The sequence below is a fragment of the Hymenobacter cavernae genome (assembly GCF_014641455.1).
In the GTDB taxonomy this organism is placed as follows: domain Bacteria; phylum Bacteroidota; class Bacteroidia; order Cytophagales; family Hymenobacteraceae; genus Hymenobacter; species Hymenobacter cavernae.
The window spans coordinates 169,147-183,882 of sequence record NZ_BMHT01000007.1 but is presented as its reverse complement, the minus strand read 5'-3'; the positions used below and the strand labels follow the sequence as shown (position 1 = coordinate 183,882).

The following is a 14,736-nucleotide window of genomic DNA, read 5'->3' as shown; positions in this document are numbered from 1 at the left end:
ATACGCCCTACCTACTCTGTATCAATTCTTTATCTACTCATGAAAAATCTTCTTTTCGTTGGCAAGCTGTTTCTAGGCTTTATCGTTGCCATGATGCTAGGTGCTGTTATCAGCACTGCTACGGGTGCTAACCCGGTTTTGTGTGGTGCTGTCGTATTTGGAGCCCAGGTGCTTCGCGCCTGTGTAAAGCCAGTGGCTATGCCCGGCCTTGCCTTCGAAGATGTACTTACCACACTCTTTACTAGGGACTTGCAAAAAATCTTGTTCCCCAATAACGAGTTCTATAAGCGCACAAAGCAACTCAACACGGCAGTAGATGCACCTAGCTTTGATGCTGCATCTTACCAGATTCCACAGGAAATGCAGGAGCCTACGGGCATCATTGACCCGGCTTCTTTCCCGCTGCCAGTTGAAGAAATTGAGGGTGGCAACGAGATTGTAACGCTTAACCTTCTAGCTACCAATCCGACTCGCTTAGGCGACCGTGAACTACTAGAAGTGAGCTACGACAAGCGGGCTAGCACGCTTTCGCTGCACAGCGCCGTTCTTGACCAAATGGCAGCTAACGTGGCACTCAATCGCATGTCGAATGTAGATACCTCGCGTGCTCTGATTACGACTAGCGGTGCTGCTGCTGCTGCTGCCCTTCCTGGCTTGACGGGCAACCGCAAAGCCGTAACGAAAGACGACATTATCAAAGCCTGTCAGGTGCTTGACCGCACCGACATGAAAGGCCAGCGCTACGGCCTTGTTGGTGCTACTCAGTATAGCGAGCTGCTCGGTATTGAAAACTTTGTAGACTACAACAAGACCGGTAACACGTCGGCTCTTTTGACCGGTGCCATTGGTGAGCTAATGGGCGTGAAATGGTACAAGCGCAGCACGGCAGCTATGTTCACCGCCGCCGGCGCACCCAAAGCCGTAGGTGCCGCCGCTGCTGCTGATGACAATGAGAGTATGCTTATCTGGGTTGAAAACGCTATTGGCCGTGTCGAAGGTGCCCCAAAAGTGTACATCAACGAGGCACAAGCACAATACCTGGGTGCTCTAATGAACAACGCTGTGCGCTTCGGCATGAAGCTAATGCGCACCGACAAGAAAGGCGTTGTAGCCATTCGTCAAGCCGCGGCCTAAGCCGTGAAGGCCACTCTAGCTGCTTTGTCGCTCTGGTTACTGCTGTGCAGTTGCCAGAGCACACGGCCTCGCAACAACCTAGGCTATTGGCCCGGCAAGCCAACTATTGCTAGTCGAACTACAAAGTGGGGTTTATCCAATCGTAACAATCAATAAGCTATGCACTTAGCGCTAAAGCGTACTACGTTCACCAACCAAAGTACCATTGGGCAACTCTCCATCAACGGCCAATTTGAGTGCTACGTGTTGGAGGATGTGGTACGCAAAGGCGAGAAGGTTTGGGGCAAGACTGCAATACCCAAAGGCACTTATAATGTGCAAGTTACCTACTCTAACCGCTTCAAGCGGCTAATGCCCTTGCTAGTCAATGTGCCTGGTTTCGAAGGGGTAAGAATCCACAGCGGCAACACCGCCGCCGACACTGAAGGCTGTTTACTCGTCGGCAAAACGCAAAGCACAGACTTTGTAGGCCAAAGCCGCGACGCATACGCCGTGCTCTATGCGCAAATAAAAGATGCTATCGACCGGCGCGAGCCTGTCACTATTACTATCTCGTGAGCACTCAAAGCCAAACTAGTGAGTGGGTTAAGTGGGGTATTGGTATTGCCATTCTATTGGGTGGTGGGGCTCTGGGCTCAGCTATTCGGTACGAAAACCGGATTACGACGATTGAAAATAGCCAAGCAACATTACGAAGCGACCTAGACAAGCATATAGCTGATGCTAAAGAGGTTAAAGCCGAAATGAACCGCCGGCTTACCAGTGCTGAGGATGGTAACAAGCAAGTGCTTGACAAGCTAAGCGATTTGAAAGAAGATGTTGGCGCTATCCGTGGCGCTTTATCCATACCGAAAGCATCACACCGATGAAATTACATTTACTAGCCTGTGCCTTACTGCTAGGTGCCACTAGCTGTGCTGTACTACAGCGCCCAACACCTGAACAGAAGGTGGCGAAGTTCCTGACAGAGCACCCTAACATTCTCTCTAAAGAGACCATACGAGTTGAGGTACCCGTACGAATTCCGCAAATCGAATTTCGGACTCAGTACATACCGGTGCGCAATGTGATTCGTGAGCAGCGCGACAGTGTGCAGCTAGATTCACTCTTGCACCAAGTAGAAATTTCGCTCGACAGTGTGCAGCGAGCCGCGGCACGACATAAAGTGCTGCAGTGGGTTGAAAGCCGCCCCACACTGCAAGATACCCTATGCTTTGACACATTAGGCGTTTCCGGCCGTGTGTGGCGCACAGGTAACGCTTATCAACTCTGGGTAGTCCGGAAGGACATTGAAACCAAAGCCAGTACCGCAGTAGTGGCTACTAAACTCAAACCGTGTCCTAGGCTGCTGGTCTACGCATGGTATGAGGTGGAGGGGTGGCCATGGTGGCTGCTACTGCTTTGCGGTGCTATCGTGGGTGCTGGTCTTACCTACTTCATTTTCTCGCTTGCTATTCGCGCCGCCCGATGAATTTCGAAATCATTACCCGCTTACTCTCTGAGACGCCTAAGTTTTGGCGCAAGGTTCAGAAGTTCTGCCTAGCAGGATTGGCCGTGGTTGCCGCCCTACGCTTGCAACCGGACCTGATACCAGATGAGGTGCTACCCTACATCAAGTATGCTTTTGTGGTGCTTACCACAGTCCTTATAACAGCTCAAACAACTTGCAACGATGGCGGAACAGACCAACGCAACAGCTAAGAAAAACCCTTTTGCCGCTCATTTCAAGGCAAATCCGAAAGCAAAAGAATTGCTCGTGACCTCTGATGGCACGCCATTCTTGCCGCAGAATGAGGCCTGGGCCAAAGCACATGCTAAAAGCCTGACAGATAAGGCTATCAAGCGAGTAGGCACCGACGGGGAAGAAATCAAAGACGAGGAATAAGCCTAGTCTAGTTCAGCCTCATCAACCCTTATCTTTTATCCTTTCGATTAATGGCAAAATTGCCCGACGTTCGTATTGCCAAGGGCCGCGGTGGCCTAGGTCGTCAGCGCCCGACAGAAGACGGTATTAGCGGCCTTGTGACCCAGGGTGTAGCCGTAGCCGATGGCTTGCAGCTCAATACAGCCTACGAAATCCGCTCTTTGCGCCAATTGGAGGCGTTGGGCGTTGATGCTGACTATGACACGGCGAATAGTGCCGACCTGCATTACCACGCTTCCGAATTCTTCCGCATGAGCCGCGGCGGGGTGCTCTGGCTATTCGTAGTCGGTCGCAATGTGAGCATGTCGCTGATGGCTGACAAAGCCGCTTCCTTCGCTAAGCGCCTACTCACGGAAGCTGAGGGCAAAATTAAGCAGCTCGCTATCTGCCTAGATTCAGCTGCAGATTACGTGGCCAGCATGGAAGGTGGCCTAGATGCCGACGTAGTAACTGCTTTGCCCAAAGCACAGGCACTAGCTACTGAGGAATTCGAGCAGCACCGCCCCGTATTTGTTGTGCTTGGTGGCCATGGCTTATCAGCTAACGTAGCCGGCGTGCTTGACTTGCGGGCTCAGAATGCAGAGAACGTAGCTGTAGTAATCGGCGTCGACTACCTGCAAAAGCCTACGGTGCCCGCGGTCGGCACTTTACTTGGTACGCTGAGCTATGCCAGCGTACATGAGAATATCGGGTGGCTAGATAAGTTCAATCTTGCTTCTGATGGCTCTTTCTTGAAGTCAGGCTTAGCTAACGGCAAACCAATTGGGCAAGTATTGCCCTCAGATTTGGAAGGCTTGAACGCGAAAGGCTACCTGTTTGCGGTCACTCACACTGGCTTTGACGGTCAGTATTGGAACGATTCACACGCCGCAACCGACGTGGCCAGTGACTACGCTTACATTGAGAACACCCGCACCTTCAACAAAGCAGCTCGGGTGGTACGTCAAGCGCTGCTACCCAACCTCAAAGGTCCGTTGGCACTCAATGCCGACGGTCAGATTTTGGCCCAAACAGTAGGCGAGCTAGAAGCGAAAGGCAAGGGTGCGCTAGAAGCCAATCTTTCTCGAAACGGCGAAATCTCAGCTTGTGAGGTCTATATAGACCCATCACAGGACGTGCTAAGCACCTCAGTAGTAGAAGTAGAATTTTCTATTGTGCCCATGGCTACGGCGCGTGAAATCGTCGGCACTATCGGCTTTGTAAAGAGCATTTCATAAGCTATGGCAGACCTGTCTAAAATCCTTATCAACGGCACGGCTTACACCTGGGCTGATATCAATGTGCAGTTGCTAGGTCGCACAGTGCTAGGCATTTCGGCTATCTCTTATGAAGATATGCAAGAAATGGTTGACAACTTCGGCGCCGGTATCTTCCCTATTAGCCGCGGCTACGGCAAGAACGAAGCAAAAGCGAGCATTACTCTAGAGGCCAAGGAGTTAGAGCGCTTAGTAGACGCTACACCTTCCGGCCGTGTGCAGGATATTCCGCCCTTCCCTATCACAGTTTCTTATGTCAACCCATCTAACAAGGTGGTGACACACAAGCTGTTAAACTGCCAATTTAAAGGCAACAAGCGTGCTTCTAAATCAGGCGACACGAATATTGAGGTAGAATTAGACCTCATTATTACGCACATACAGTGGAAGTAAAAAACTAAGTCACATCATAAAATTACCCCATCCCATTACCTATGTTGTCACAATTAGAGCAACTGCAGAAAGAACACGGCGAAATCAGCACGCTAACGCTGAAAGACAAAGCCGGCAACGTCAAAGCCACAGCTTATCTGAAGCAAGCAAACCGGCCCGTAGTTGCCCGCGGCATGTCGCTTCTAGCTCAGAATAAGCCACTAGAAGCCGGTGAATTTATCCTAGAAAACTGCTTTGTTGGTGGCGACAAGGAAGTACTAGAAAACGAGCTGCTAAAAATGTCAGCTAGCATGCAGGCTGTCGCACTAGTCGAGCTGCTAGACGGAGAACTTAAAAAAAACTGACTCTGCTTCCTGTTGACGAGCGCAACGGTTACGACGGTATTCGTAAAGCTGATGCACTCATTAGCCACTACCTAGGCATTCCGCACCCAGAGAACTTGCCCGACGAAGTTTGGCAGGATAAGGCAGGACAAGCACAGTGGCTTCATAGGATGAAGAATGAGGCAGAATAAAAAAAGCCTTGGCTACTGCCAGGGCTTTTTTTATGAAGTTTAGTACTTTTTACTTTTTGTAGTTATCCTCTTGGTTCTTCCGCTGCTGTTCAAGTCTTTCGGCACGATCTCTTTGTGCCTGGTCATCTGACTTCCTCATTTCTTCAATGATAGCTTTCTGATTAAGCTGCTCTTGACGGATTAAATCTTCACGCGATGCCATAAGAAAATTGCTTTTGGTGAAAAGATGAGACAAGCAAGGAATAGATTGATTACACCATAAGTGAGTAACTAACCTCCCTATATAATACCAAGTAAAACAATGCCCAGGTTAGTTCCTGGTTTACGTTAAATTTATTCATTAACAAATAGTTAAGTCCATTTACAGCATTGTTTAGGCTGTTTCACAAAAGAGAATACAAACAATTACCCAACGGCACATTTTGCCGTGAGTAACGGGGCTTATAACCGTTGGTGAAAAGCCCAAATTGCGTAGCGCGCACAGGTGGGGGAACTTGGATGCTCCATGGCAAACCTGCTTTCTTACACCCTCGCGCTAAAGGATTTGTTCACCGCACCGCTTCGTAAAGCGGCTGCTGTGGGTGAATCGGCATTGGGTAAAGTAACCCAGGCTGCACAGAAAGTGCAGAGCAAAGCCGGCGGCATGGGCAGCGCTGTTGCCGCGGCTACTTCGAAGATATCGAGTAGCAGCAACCGTGCTGTTACGAGCCTCACTAGCCTAGAAATCAAGCTCAATACGCTTACCAAAGAGCGTAGCATATCTATGAACTTGCGCGACATAGCGCGAGCTAACAGAGCTATTGAGGAAACCGAGCGCAAAATGGAGCGCTTGGAGCGAGTAGGTAGAAGCGGTGGCCGGGGCATAGGTTTTGGCCTACTCGGTGGCTTAGCATTAGGTGCCGGCGCTATGAGCATTACGAGTGCCTTGCAGGAGACCGCCCAAGTTGAGGGCATGAGGCGTTCAATTGAATTCGCTTCAGGTGGTGGCGCCAAAGGTGCCCAGGCTAACACGTTTGTTCAGCAAACGACCGACCGCTTAGGCCTTGATGCCATGGGCGCTCAGGAGGGCTACAAAACGCTTGCAGGTGCCATGATGGGCACCAAACTAGAAGGCGAGGCAACACAACGCATCTTTCGACAATTGGCCACAGCGACAACCGTAATGGGTGTAGACGCTGAGAATCAGAAAGGCGCCTTTCTAGCCCTAGGTCAGATGATGTCTAAGGGCAAGGTGTCGGCTGAAGAATTGAACGGGCAATTAGGCGAGCGTATACCCGGTGCTATGGGCATTGCTGCCAAGGCAATGAACATGCCCGCGGCCGCGCTAATGGACCTGATGAAAGATGGCAAGGTGCTATCTGAGGACTTTTTGCCCAAGTTCGCTGCTGAGCTGGAAAAGCGTTTTGGGCCGGGTTTGTCGGCTGCTTTGAATGGCATTCAGCCCAAAATCAACCGCTTTAACAATCAGTGGCTAGACACTAAAACCACATTCATTACTGCTGTGCTGCCTGCTATTACGGAAGTAATGAGCGTGCTGACTAGCCTAATGAAAATCTTGCAGGCTAGCAGCCGTTTTGTACAGGAGCACAGCACCGCTTTTAAGGTGCTCGGTACTGTCCTTACCCCTATTATAGCTGGCATCGTGGCCTATAACAGCTATGTCAAAGTAGCTGCTGTAGTAACTGAGCTGTGGGCATCTGCACAAATGCTGCTCAATGGCGCCATGGTGCTAAATCCGGTTGGGCTAATCGTTGCCGGCGTAATGGCACTGATTGCAGCTGTGGTGTACGCCTGGAACAAGTTTGAAGGCTTCCGCGGCTTCCTCTATGGTTTCGCAGCCTCGGTGGCAACCGTTTTCAAGGGTATTGCCAACATCGTTGCCGGGGCATTTACTATCGACCCGGCGCAGCTGTCGCGAGGGCTAGTACAAGTGATGGAGGCCGGCGAAAAGTACCGCAAGGGTTTTGCCAAAGGCGTACGCGACTTCAACGGCACAAAAACCATGGGCTTAGAGGATTTGTGGGAACGCTTCAATGCCAAGCCTGAAGCAGCCCTTAATCCTGATAGCAGCAAAGGTGTTGGCCTAGGTGATGCCAAGGGTAAGAGTGGTGGCGCTACCGGCGCCGGCCGCGGCATTACCCATATCACAATCAATGTGCAGCAGCTCGGGCAAACGACCATTCATGCTGTCACGACCAAAGAGGGTATTGACCAAATGAAGGATAACGTACGGCAGGCGCTACTAAGCGTGCTGAACGACGCTAACGCCATGACTACCTAGCTAGTATGCAGTTCAATATCAACATACGCGCACTAGCTACTGAGGCTTTTGGCTACTCTCCTTTAATGCGTTTCGAGTTGCCGCCGGACCCTAAGCCCGAAGAAGTTTCTTCGGACCTGTACGGCACGCCCCTAGCTCCTGAAATTGAAGGCACGAACCTACTTGGCTTGCCCGTCTTTACGCGTGTCGAGTTCCCGGCTACCTCTTTTCGCGACAAGGTTGTACTAGACGACCCAATTGTTGAAGTAGGCAGAGATAAGTTAATCATAGCCACAGACATACAAGGCAGAGACGGAACCGTTAAGGAGTATATAAGCAATGGTGACTATGCTGTTACGATTAAGGGCATCCTAGCCAGCGACCCTAAAGACGGTCGGTATTCGCGCCGCTATCCTACACGCGAGGTGCAAAACCTGCAAGCGCTGATTGATGCTGCAGAAGCCTTGCCCGTAACCGGCCGGCTGTTTCGGATTCTAGGTATTCGCAACCTCGTTATTAAGGGGCACACATGGCCAGCGCTGCCAGGGTTTACGAACCTGCAAGCCTATGAGCTACGCTGCCTAAGTGATGAGCCAATAGAACTGAGCACCGGGCCTAGTGTCGAGCGTTTGGCCGCGCGCCGGGTAACTCTAAACACGGCTTCCTGATGCTACGGCTTACCTGCAAAATCCTTATTGGTAGCCTGAGCTTGGATTTCGTTAATGATATCCAGATAGAAAGCTCTTGGCAGAATCTTACGGACACCTGCATTATTCGCCTTCCGCGGAAAGTGCAGGTGCTACGCACTGGCTTATTGCCCGACGTGGTGAAGGTTGGCGACCGGGTTGTTGTGCAGTACGGCTATGATGATGCCCTACGCACCGAGTTTACCGGCTACGTAGTCGGCGTGAAAACCGGGCCGCCGGCTGAGATACAGTGTGAAGACGATATGTGGCTGCTGAAGCGCAAGCCACTTACTAAAAGTTGGCGCTCTATCTCGCTACAGGGCTTACTAGAATATGTGCGCAAGGAATCTGGGCACAGCTTCGAAATTCAGACCCTAGGAGAATCTAGCCTAGGCAAGTTCACGCTTAACCAAACAACCGGTGCACAGGCACTAGACGCGCTCCGGAAGGACTACGGCATACGCTGTTTCTTCCGTGGCGGGGTGCTCATTGCCGGCGACCCTTACAAAGCGAAGGACAAAGCCCCGAAGCACATTCTCGCGTTTCGGCACAACGTCATAAGCAATGACTTGCAGTACGTACGGGCACAGGACGTGCGCATTAAGGTTCGGGCTATCAGTCACGTTGAAGGCAAGAAGCACGGCCGCAAGCGCATTGTAAAGGAATTTGGCGACGTGCTAGACGGGGAGCTACGCACCCTCAATTTCGTGGGTGTCGCTGAGAAGGATTTAGAAGCCCGCGGCAAGGCAGAGCTAGCCCGGCTCAGATTCGATGGGTACCGCGGTACCCTTACCACGTTCGGTGTGCCACTAGTCGAACATGGCGACGTGGTAGTAATACAAGACCCAGACTACCCAGAGCGCGAGGGCTCATTTTCAGTCGATAAGGTCATAAAATCATTTGGCACCGGCGGCAGCCGGCGCAACATCACACTAGGTCCAAAAGCATGAGTTCAGTAAAAGACCTTTTCGAGCAAATGGTAAATAGCCAGATACCGGTATCTGTCATTTCTGGCATTGTTACCGCTGTCCGGCCCGACGAAGATACGTGCGACGTCCAACCTCAAAGCGCTGACGCTGAAGTATTTGACGTGGCGCTACTCAACGGCATTTACCCGGCCGTAGGTGCTGAGGTGCTGATAGGCTTAGTAGAAAACAGGCTCGTTGATACCTTCCTTATTTCAGCTGACAAGATTACGCACTACCGACTAGCTACCGAGCAAGAAAGCTTGCTTACGGTGCTTCAGGACTTGATAAAGCTGATTCAGGCAATGGTGTTCACAACCAACAGCGGCCCAACTATCAAGCTGCTCAACTCAGCTCAATTCGACCTTTTAGCGAAACGCCTACCCAACCTTCTTACCGCCTAAGTCATGCCCCTAAGCACAGCACTTCCCATCCTAGAAACTGATATCATCAAAATTCTTGATGAGCTGAGCACGGCCGAAAACCCAGAAGAGGCCCGCAAAAACTACGCTAAGAAGCTATCAAAAGCCGTGTACGACTTCGTGAAAGCTGGCTTAGTCAAAACTACTGGCAGCGCCGCGGCCCAATTCGGCACTATCGAATGAGTGTACTAGATATCCTGCTAGGTGAGGGCTTTGACCTAGCTTTTACAGCGCAAGGTGACTTTGCCGTTGGGGAGTCCGACGCACAGCATGTCGACCTACTGCTACAAACTATGCAGGGTGAGTGGCGAGAAGATGCCCTTGTAGGCGTTGGCGTAACCCGTTACCTCAAATCTCCTTACGGCCCGGCGCAAGCTTCGCAGCTGTCGCGAGAAATCACAATTCAGCTTGTCCGTGATGGCTTCACTGTGCTAGAAGTAGAAGTGTCGGACCTCACTAATGCCAGCATCAACGCTGAGAGATTATGACACAAGTAAGCGACGGGCAAAGCCTGCTAGATATCTGCCTGCAGGAATTAGGCGACCTCAGCGCCGCTTATGACTTAGCCGACGCAAACGGCCTTGCTATAACCGACGTGCTCACACCTGGGCAACAGCTAATCATACCTAGCAGCCTGCTAGGTCGCTCAGATGTAGCCGCCTACTTCACAGCGCGAGCACAACGCATCAACACGGGCAAGGGCACTGAGCTAGAAACCACTACTGAGCAGCCTACTTCACAAGCCAAGTATTTCAATAACAGCTATTTCAAAAATACCTATTTCGCTTAATAATGGGTCAGTACGCAGAACAAATAGAATCGATAGCTACACGGCTGATACCTGCACGGCCGGCAACAACTCCTGATGAGCTGTTGACCGGTCCGGAACTGCTAGAAGTATTTGCGCCTATTATTGCCGCAGTTTCTTTCCTAGAAGGACTCTCGGAAGGCTCGCGCATTCTACACGCGCCCGGCGCCCCAGACCCTACTATTGGCAAGGATGGCGACGCTTATATTGATGAGTCAAACGGAGACCTGCACTTTAATGATAATGGCGCCTGGGACTTCCGTATGAGTTTGCGCGGTCCGATAGGCCCACAGGGCAAACAAGGCCCAATAGGCCCGGCAAGCACAGTACCCGGTCCTGTTGGCAAAAGCGCCTATCAGGAGTGGCGCGATGCTGGCAACCTAGGTACGCCGGCTCAGTTTCTAGCCTCGCTTCAGGGCAAAACACCTACAAAGGGCACTGATTACGTTGACGGTGCTGATGGCAACAAAATACATTGGGAAAGCTATGCGCCAACCTATGAGGCTGGTACTGTTGGCGATGCTTGGTTTTACACGATATCGGGTAGCAAGCTTGCTATTTATGAATACATAGGGCCAAGTATAGCCAACACTCCTTTAGCCGAAGGAGAAACAGGTGTTGGTGTGGCTGCCTATTGGCGGCTGCGCTATACCTCTCCCGATGGCAGCGCCGCGCCAGCTGCAGGCAGTGTGACAGCAGATGCCGTGCTGTCTGTTTTTGAGCAAGGCAGCAACGTTACAATTGCCAAAAACCTTGCTACGGGCAAGCTCTCGATTAGCAGCAATAGCAGCAACGCTGGTGGCACGGCACCCGACCTAAGCGGCTACTATAACAAGGCTGAGAGTGATACGAAGTATGCTGCTAAGGCTGCAGCTACCACAACTACGGCCGGCCTAGTAAAAGCTGGTGCGGGTGTAGCAGTAAGCGCCGACGGCACGCTTTCAATTTCTGACTTAGTAGAGCTAGCGGCTGAGTTTGCCGGCGCCGATAATCAAACGGCAACGCTCACCATTTGGCCCGCGGCGGCCGGCACCTATGCGCTCTATAGTGCTACGGGCGTGAACGTGAGCAGCTACCAAAAAAACAGCATTGATTCTCCGCTGCCAATCACAGTGGCCGCGGGTGATAAAATCACCATCCTAGGTGCCGGCAGCGGCACGGTACGGCTCAGAAAACAATAGCATGCTTAGAGTTTACTATACCTCGGCTAAAGTAGTGCCACCCGTTGGACCCTTCCACCGGCCGGAAACTAAAGCGCACGCCGCCCGAGTAGACGCGGCCGGTGGCGTGCTCTATGATTTGGATTTGATTGATCTGTGCTTTGCCTGGGCTGAAAACCAAGGCATCAGCACGGCCCCTAATGCCTTTATGCACTGGTCGGCTGTGGTGTTTGGCGTTGTCAAAGATGCCAATGATTATGTGAGCCGCATTTTCTGTCTGTTCGGCAATGATCTGGTACGTACCTCCGGCTTTCCTTTTTATGATGTGAATGCCTACGGCCAAGGTCGGAGCAGTGTATTCCTGCCGGCTAACTGCTCCTTTTCCGCCACTTGGAGCACCAATAGCCCGCGCTATACTACTTCTTTTGGCCTGGGTACGATTGGCAACAATCCCAACTCACCTGTAACCCTCTACAGTGAGAACGGCATTGGGCACTTCCTGTTTTTCTACGATTCAGGCAATCCGGTGATGTGCATTTTGGATGGCCCGCAGGGACGCACCATGCAAACCGATGGCGCTGGGGGCTACTATGGTTCCCGCCGCACTGCTGTCCGGATCGATCTAGCCAGTAATGACCCGATCAATTACCAATACAACGGCCTCCGTAGGCAGGGCTCACAGTGGTACAACTACCAAAACGTAGGGGGGCAATACGCCGCCACGCTCAACCTAGGTATCACCGCTGGCCAGTCCGGAGCCTACCGCTACGGCATGCAGCTAGCAAGCTCCGGCTATTGGACAGATGCACAGATCAGCTCCTTTGATGCCCTCCTACAACAGATTTATCCTGATGCCCCTTATATCAACGTGTAACCGATGGCCCGTTCTATCTCTGATATTTTCGACTCGATACAAACAGCTCGCGAGGCTAAGCCAGAGCTATCTAGCCTAAATTCACCTTCGGCCGTGTCAATACACCGGCTCTGGGCTTACATCACGTCGGTTGTGCTCTGGGCACATGAGACGCTGTGGGACCGACACAAAGCCGACGTTGACGCTGCCCTAGCTCGCGCCAAACCGGGTACCGCCGCATGGTATGCTGACCAAGCACTTTTATTCCAAGCAGGCGACACACTCGTTGCTGATGATGAGGGCATACATTATGCCGCGGGTAGCACTGGTGCTCGCATTATTACGCGAGCTGCAGCCATTGAAAACGAGTTGACGGGCAAGCTTTTTATTAAGGTTGCCAAAGATGGAGCTACAGCGGGCACCCTCGCGCCGCTGTCGAATGCTGAGCTAGTGCAGGTGCGCGGGTACTTTGACCGTAAGGGCTTTGCCGGTGTTCGGAAAGAAATTGTGAGCCGCGCCGCTGACAAGCTCAAAGTTGCGGCTGATGTGTACTACGACCCACTCATTGACGTGCCAGGGCTACAGCTGCTAGTGCAAGCCGCTATTCGCTCCTACCTAGCTAATCTCGACTTCAACGGCCTAGTCTATCTGTCGAAAATTGAGGACGCAATACAGAGCGTAGCCGGGGTAAAAGATGTGAAGCTATTAACCGTGTCGGCTCGCGCCGGCAACGGGGCTCCTACTATCATTCCCCGAGTCTATGAGACCCAGGCAGGTTACATAGTAGAAGATAATGCCTCAGAAAGCACCCTAGCTGACACCCTGCAATTCATCCCCTATGGCTCTTGATTTAACCAAGGTGCCGGCCCGGTACCGGCTCAACATTGAAGCGCTGCTTACCTCGCTCCTGCCTGCACTGCTCAGGCAAAAACGAATGGTAGCTTGGATTCAAGCGCTACACTTGCCACTGTTGAGCCTCTATGAACAATTCATTGAGCACGTAAAGCGCTCGACAACTGAACTGAGCTATAACGGCCAAACCATGATGCTTGAAAAAGCTCTCAACGACCGTTTCGACCCAGGTTTTAGGCGAATCAAGATTATCAATTCAGATACCGAGCTAGAACCCGTCTACCTCAATTTTGTGAGTGAACAGCAACCCGCGCCGGCGCTGTATTTGGACAATGAAGGCGAGCCATTGCTTTACATAAATGCATGGAATGAATACACTAATCAAGTAGGGTTTACTGTGCAGGTGCCTAGGTCGCTTGCCCCTAAACAAGCTTCCTTACAAGCGAGAATCAAGCAATTAAAACTTGCTCTAATCCGTCACACGATAGTTTATAAGTAACAGTCAATGAAGTATTTGATATTTGAGGTTGGCGGCCGGCCGGTTGCTAACGATGATTTGCTAACACTGCAAACAGAAGCACACGACGCAATAGAGGCAATCTTGCAGGGGGCGCCGCCAATGGTGCTAAGTGGCTGTACTTGTGAATTCCTAAGCAATAGCCGCGGCAACATTTCACCGGGTTTCGTCTGGGCGGGCTACCACATTCAGCGCTTTGACGGTGCTAGTGATGTGCAGTTTCCTTGTGAGATTGCCCATACCCACGATGAGCAGTTTGACCCGCGCCCCTATCAAACAGGTGGCACAAAGAATTGCATGAGCGAGCCACAGTTAGAGGTGCAAGCCTACGGCACTGCTGCTACAGCTGATGCTGTGTTGTTTGGCGTTAATGGTCCGGAACTTACTTATTGGAAGTGGATTGAATCGAAAACCCGCTATAAAGGCGAGGTTCAGTGGCTAACTAATCACAACAGTGATTTGTACGACGGGACCGGCCGCGGGTGGCGAGACCAAGCCGCACGAGGCTGGCAGCTCTGTAACGGGCAAGGTGGCGCAGCTGACTTGCGCGAGCGGTTCATTGTAGGCATGAACCCAACGAACGGCGACTATACCATTGGCAAAACAGGTGGTGAGGCTAAGCACAGGCTCACGACCGATGAAATCCCAGCGCACAAGCACGGTATGCAGAAAGCCGGAAGCCACGCCCATGATATCAATAGCCGTGGGTCTGATGGTGGCCAGCTTTCAGCCTCGCGAGGCAACCAAGCTGGTAATGATGGCAACCTAAAAACGCAAACAGCCGGCGACCACGTACACGAAGTTGACGAAACAGGGGGTGGCCAGGAGCACGAAAACCGACCGCCATACTATACTCTCGTTGCTCGCGAGTGGGTCGGTTTTTAGCCGTGATAGGCCACGAAGGCCACGAACTTTCTTATTTCCCGGCTAGTTTTCTCTTTTTTCATTATTCATAGATTTGAGTATCTGAAAATAATGAAATAATTAAATAC

The 14,736-nt window shown here is 51.6% G+C and carries 20 protein-coding genes; 19 read left to right on the top strand and 1 reads right to left on the bottom strand.

Going from position 1 to position 14,736, the window contains the following annotated elements:
• Positions 1-39 precede the first annotated feature (39 nt).
• The 7 genes from IEX74_RS18825 to IEX74_RS18795 all read left to right on the top strand — a co-directional run bounded on the left by IEX74_RS18825 (position 40) and on the right by IEX74_RS18795 (position 5,051).
• Complete coding sequence (locus IEX74_RS18825; protein ID WP_188815579.1) at positions 40-1,134, top strand: phage capsid protein; 1,095 nt, start codon at positions 40-42, stop codon at positions 1,132-1,134.
• A gap of 159 nt (positions 1,135-1,293) precedes the next feature.
• A complete protein-coding gene (locus IEX74_RS18820; RefSeq protein ID WP_188815578.1) occupies positions 1,294-1,692 on the top strand; it encodes a DUF5675 family protein in 399 nt (132 codons plus the stop codon).
• A complete protein-coding gene (locus tag IEX74_RS18815) occupies positions 1,689-2,003 on the top strand; it encodes a hypothetical protein (RefSeq protein ID WP_188815577.1) in 315 nt (104 codons plus the stop codon). The genes IEX74_RS18820 and IEX74_RS18815 overlap by 4 nt, the downstream gene beginning before the upstream one ends.
• A gap of 803 nt (positions 2,004-2,806) precedes the next feature.
• Entirely contained in the window at positions 2,807-3,019 is a 213-nt protein-coding gene (locus tag IEX74_RS18810; protein ID WP_188815576.1) for a hypothetical protein, read from the top strand.
• Positions 3,020-3,069: 50 nt separating this feature from the next.
• Complete coding sequence (locus IEX74_RS18805) at positions 3,070-4,275, top strand: DUF2586 family protein (protein WP_188815575.1); 1,206 nt, start codon at positions 3,070-3,072, stop codon at positions 4,273-4,275.
• 3 nt (positions 4,276-4,278) lie between these two features.
• Positions 4,279-4,707, top strand: coding sequence for a hypothetical protein (locus IEX74_RS18800; protein WP_188815574.1), 429 nt, complete (start codon positions 4,279-4,281; stop codon positions 4,705-4,707).
• 41 nt (positions 4,708-4,748) lie between these two features.
• Complete coding sequence (locus tag IEX74_RS18795) at positions 4,749-5,051, top strand: hypothetical protein (RefSeq protein WP_188815573.1); 303 nt, start codon at positions 4,749-4,751, stop codon at positions 5,049-5,051.
• Positions 5,052-5,270: 219 nt separating this feature from the next.
• Here IEX74_RS18795 and IEX74_RS18790 read toward each other — a convergent pair whose 3' ends face one another.
• Positions 5,271-5,423 carry a hypothetical protein gene (locus IEX74_RS18790; RefSeq protein WP_188815572.1) on the bottom strand — a complete coding sequence of 51 codons (153 nt, stop codon included), beginning with the start codon at positions 5,421-5,423 and terminating at the stop codon, positions 5,271-5,273.
• Positions 5,424-5,726: 303 nt separating this feature from the next.
• Here IEX74_RS18790 and IEX74_RS18785 point away from each other — a divergent pair, with 303 nt between their 5' ends.
• From IEX74_RS18785 to IEX74_RS18730, 12 genes are all read left to right on the top strand, one after another.
• A complete protein-coding gene (locus IEX74_RS18785) occupies positions 5,727-7,502 on the top strand; it encodes a tape measure protein (RefSeq protein ID WP_188815571.1) in 1,776 nt (591 codons plus the stop codon).
• Positions 7,503-7,567: 65 nt separating this feature from the next.
• Complete coding sequence (locus IEX74_RS18780) at positions 7,568-8,149, top strand: DUF6046 domain-containing protein (RefSeq protein ID WP_188815570.1); 582 nt, start codon at positions 7,568-7,570, stop codon at positions 8,147-8,149.
• On the top strand, positions 8,149-9,117 hold the full coding sequence (locus tag IEX74_RS18775) for a hypothetical protein (RefSeq protein ID WP_188815569.1): 969 nt from the start codon (positions 8,149-8,151) through the stop codon (positions 9,115-9,117). Before IEX74_RS18780 ends, IEX74_RS18775 begins: the two co-directional genes overlap by 1 nt.
• Positions 9,114-9,536 carry a hypothetical protein gene (locus IEX74_RS18770; RefSeq protein WP_188815568.1) on the top strand — a complete coding sequence of 141 codons (423 nt, stop codon included), beginning with the start codon at positions 9,114-9,116 and terminating at the stop codon, positions 9,534-9,536. Before IEX74_RS18775 ends, IEX74_RS18770 begins: the two co-directional genes overlap by 4 nt.
• Before the next feature lie 3 nt (positions 9,537-9,539).
• Positions 9,540-9,737 (top strand): hypothetical protein, encoded by a 198-nt coding sequence (locus IEX74_RS18765; protein WP_188815567.1) that lies wholly within the window; start codon positions 9,540-9,542, stop codon positions 9,735-9,737.
• Positions 9,734-10,042 carry a hypothetical protein gene (locus IEX74_RS18760; RefSeq protein WP_188815566.1) on the top strand — a complete coding sequence of 103 codons (309 nt, stop codon included), beginning with the start codon at positions 9,734-9,736 and terminating at the stop codon, positions 10,040-10,042. Before IEX74_RS18765 ends, IEX74_RS18760 begins: the two co-directional genes overlap by 4 nt.
• Positions 10,039-10,344, top strand: a complete 306-nt coding sequence (locus tag IEX74_RS18755) for a LysM peptidoglycan-binding domain-containing protein (protein WP_188815565.1) — start codon at positions 10,039-10,041, stop codon at positions 10,342-10,344. The genes IEX74_RS18760 and IEX74_RS18755 overlap by 4 nt, the downstream gene beginning before the upstream one ends.
• An 83-nt stretch (positions 10,345-10,427) precedes the next feature.
• Positions 10,428-11,543, top strand: a complete 1,116-nt coding sequence (locus tag IEX74_RS18750; RefSeq protein ID WP_188815564.1) for a hypothetical protein — start codon at positions 10,428-10,430, stop codon at positions 11,541-11,543.
• Position 11,544: 1 nt separating this feature from the next.
• Entirely contained in the window at positions 11,545-12,396 is an 852-nt protein-coding gene (locus tag IEX74_RS18745; protein WP_188815563.1) for a hypothetical protein, read from the top strand.
• 93 nt (positions 12,397-12,489) lie between these two features.
• Positions 12,490-13,224, top strand: a complete 735-nt coding sequence (locus IEX74_RS18740; protein ID WP_188815562.1) for a baseplate J/gp47 family protein — start codon at positions 12,490-12,492, stop codon at positions 13,222-13,224.
• Positions 13,214-13,726 (top strand): hypothetical protein, encoded by a 513-nt coding sequence (locus IEX74_RS18735; RefSeq protein ID WP_188815561.1) that lies wholly within the window; start codon positions 13,214-13,216, stop codon positions 13,724-13,726. The genes IEX74_RS18740 and IEX74_RS18735 overlap by 11 nt, the downstream gene beginning before the upstream one ends.
• A 6-nt stretch (positions 13,727-13,732) precedes the next feature.
• Positions 13,733-14,629, top strand: coding sequence for a phage baseplate protein (locus tag IEX74_RS18730; protein ID WP_188815560.1), 897 nt, complete (start codon positions 13,733-13,735; stop codon positions 14,627-14,629).
• The last annotated feature ends 107 nt before the right edge of the window (positions 14,630-14,736 follow it).

What these genes read in the sequence shown, in the direction of transcription:
- IEX74_RS18785 (WP_188815571.1), top strand. Translation starts at nt 5,727, where the DNA reads ATGGCAAACCTGCTTTCTTACACCCTCGCGCTAAAGGATTTGTTCACC.
- IEX74_RS18770 (WP_188815568.1), top strand. Translation starts at nt 9,114, where the DNA reads ATGAGTTCAGTAAAAGACCTTTTCGAGCAAATGGTAAATAGCCAGATA.
- IEX74_RS18780 (WP_188815570.1), top strand. Translation starts at nt 7,568, where the DNA reads ATGCGTTTCGAGTTGCCGCCGGACCCTAAGCCCGAAGAAGTTTCTTCG.
- IEX74_RS18825 (WP_188815579.1), top strand. Translation starts at nt 40, where the DNA reads ATGAAAAATCTTCTTTTCGTTGGCAAGCTGTTTCTAGGCTTTATCGTT.
- IEX74_RS18805 (WP_188815575.1), top strand. Translation starts at nt 3,070, where the DNA reads ATGGCAAAATTGCCCGACGTTCGTATTGCCAAGGGCCGCGGTGGCCTA.
- IEX74_RS18775 (WP_188815569.1), top strand. Translation starts at nt 8,149, where the DNA reads ATGCTACGGCTTACCTGCAAAATCCTTATTGGTAGCCTGAGCTTGGAT.
- IEX74_RS18760 (WP_188815566.1), top strand. Translation starts at nt 9,734, where the DNA reads ATGAGTGTACTAGATATCCTGCTAGGTGAGGGCTTTGACCTAGCTTTT.
- IEX74_RS18795 (WP_188815573.1), top strand. Translation starts at nt 4,749, where the DNA reads ATGTTGTCACAATTAGAGCAACTGCAGAAAGAACACGGCGAAATCAGC.
- IEX74_RS18790 (WP_188815572.1), bottom strand. Translation starts at nt 5,423, where the DNA reads ATGGCATCGCGTGAAGATTTAATCCGTCAAGAGCAGCTTAATCAGAAA.
- IEX74_RS18810 (WP_188815576.1), top strand. Translation starts at nt 2,807, where the DNA reads ATGGCGGAACAGACCAACGCAACAGCTAAGAAAAACCCTTTTGCCGCT.
- IEX74_RS18735 (WP_188815561.1), top strand. Translation starts at nt 13,214, where the DNA reads ATGGCTCTTGATTTAACCAAGGTGCCGGCCCGGTACCGGCTCAACATT.
- IEX74_RS18765 (WP_188815567.1), top strand. Translation starts at nt 9,540, where the DNA reads ATGCCCCTAAGCACAGCACTTCCCATCCTAGAAACTGATATCATCAAA.
- IEX74_RS18800 (WP_188815574.1), top strand. Translation starts at nt 4,279, where the DNA reads ATGGCAGACCTGTCTAAAATCCTTATCAACGGCACGGCTTACACCTGG.
- IEX74_RS18745 (WP_188815563.1), top strand. Translation starts at nt 11,545, where the DNA reads ATGCTTAGAGTTTACTATACCTCGGCTAAAGTAGTGCCACCCGTTGGA.
- IEX74_RS18755 (WP_188815565.1), top strand. Translation starts at nt 10,039, where the DNA reads ATGACACAAGTAAGCGACGGGCAAAGCCTGCTAGATATCTGCCTGCAG.
- IEX74_RS18820 (WP_188815578.1), top strand. Translation starts at nt 1,294, where the DNA reads ATGCACTTAGCGCTAAAGCGTACTACGTTCACCAACCAAAGTACCATT.
- IEX74_RS18730 (WP_188815560.1), top strand. Translation starts at nt 13,733, where the DNA reads ATGAAGTATTTGATATTTGAGGTTGGCGGCCGGCCGGTTGCTAACGAT.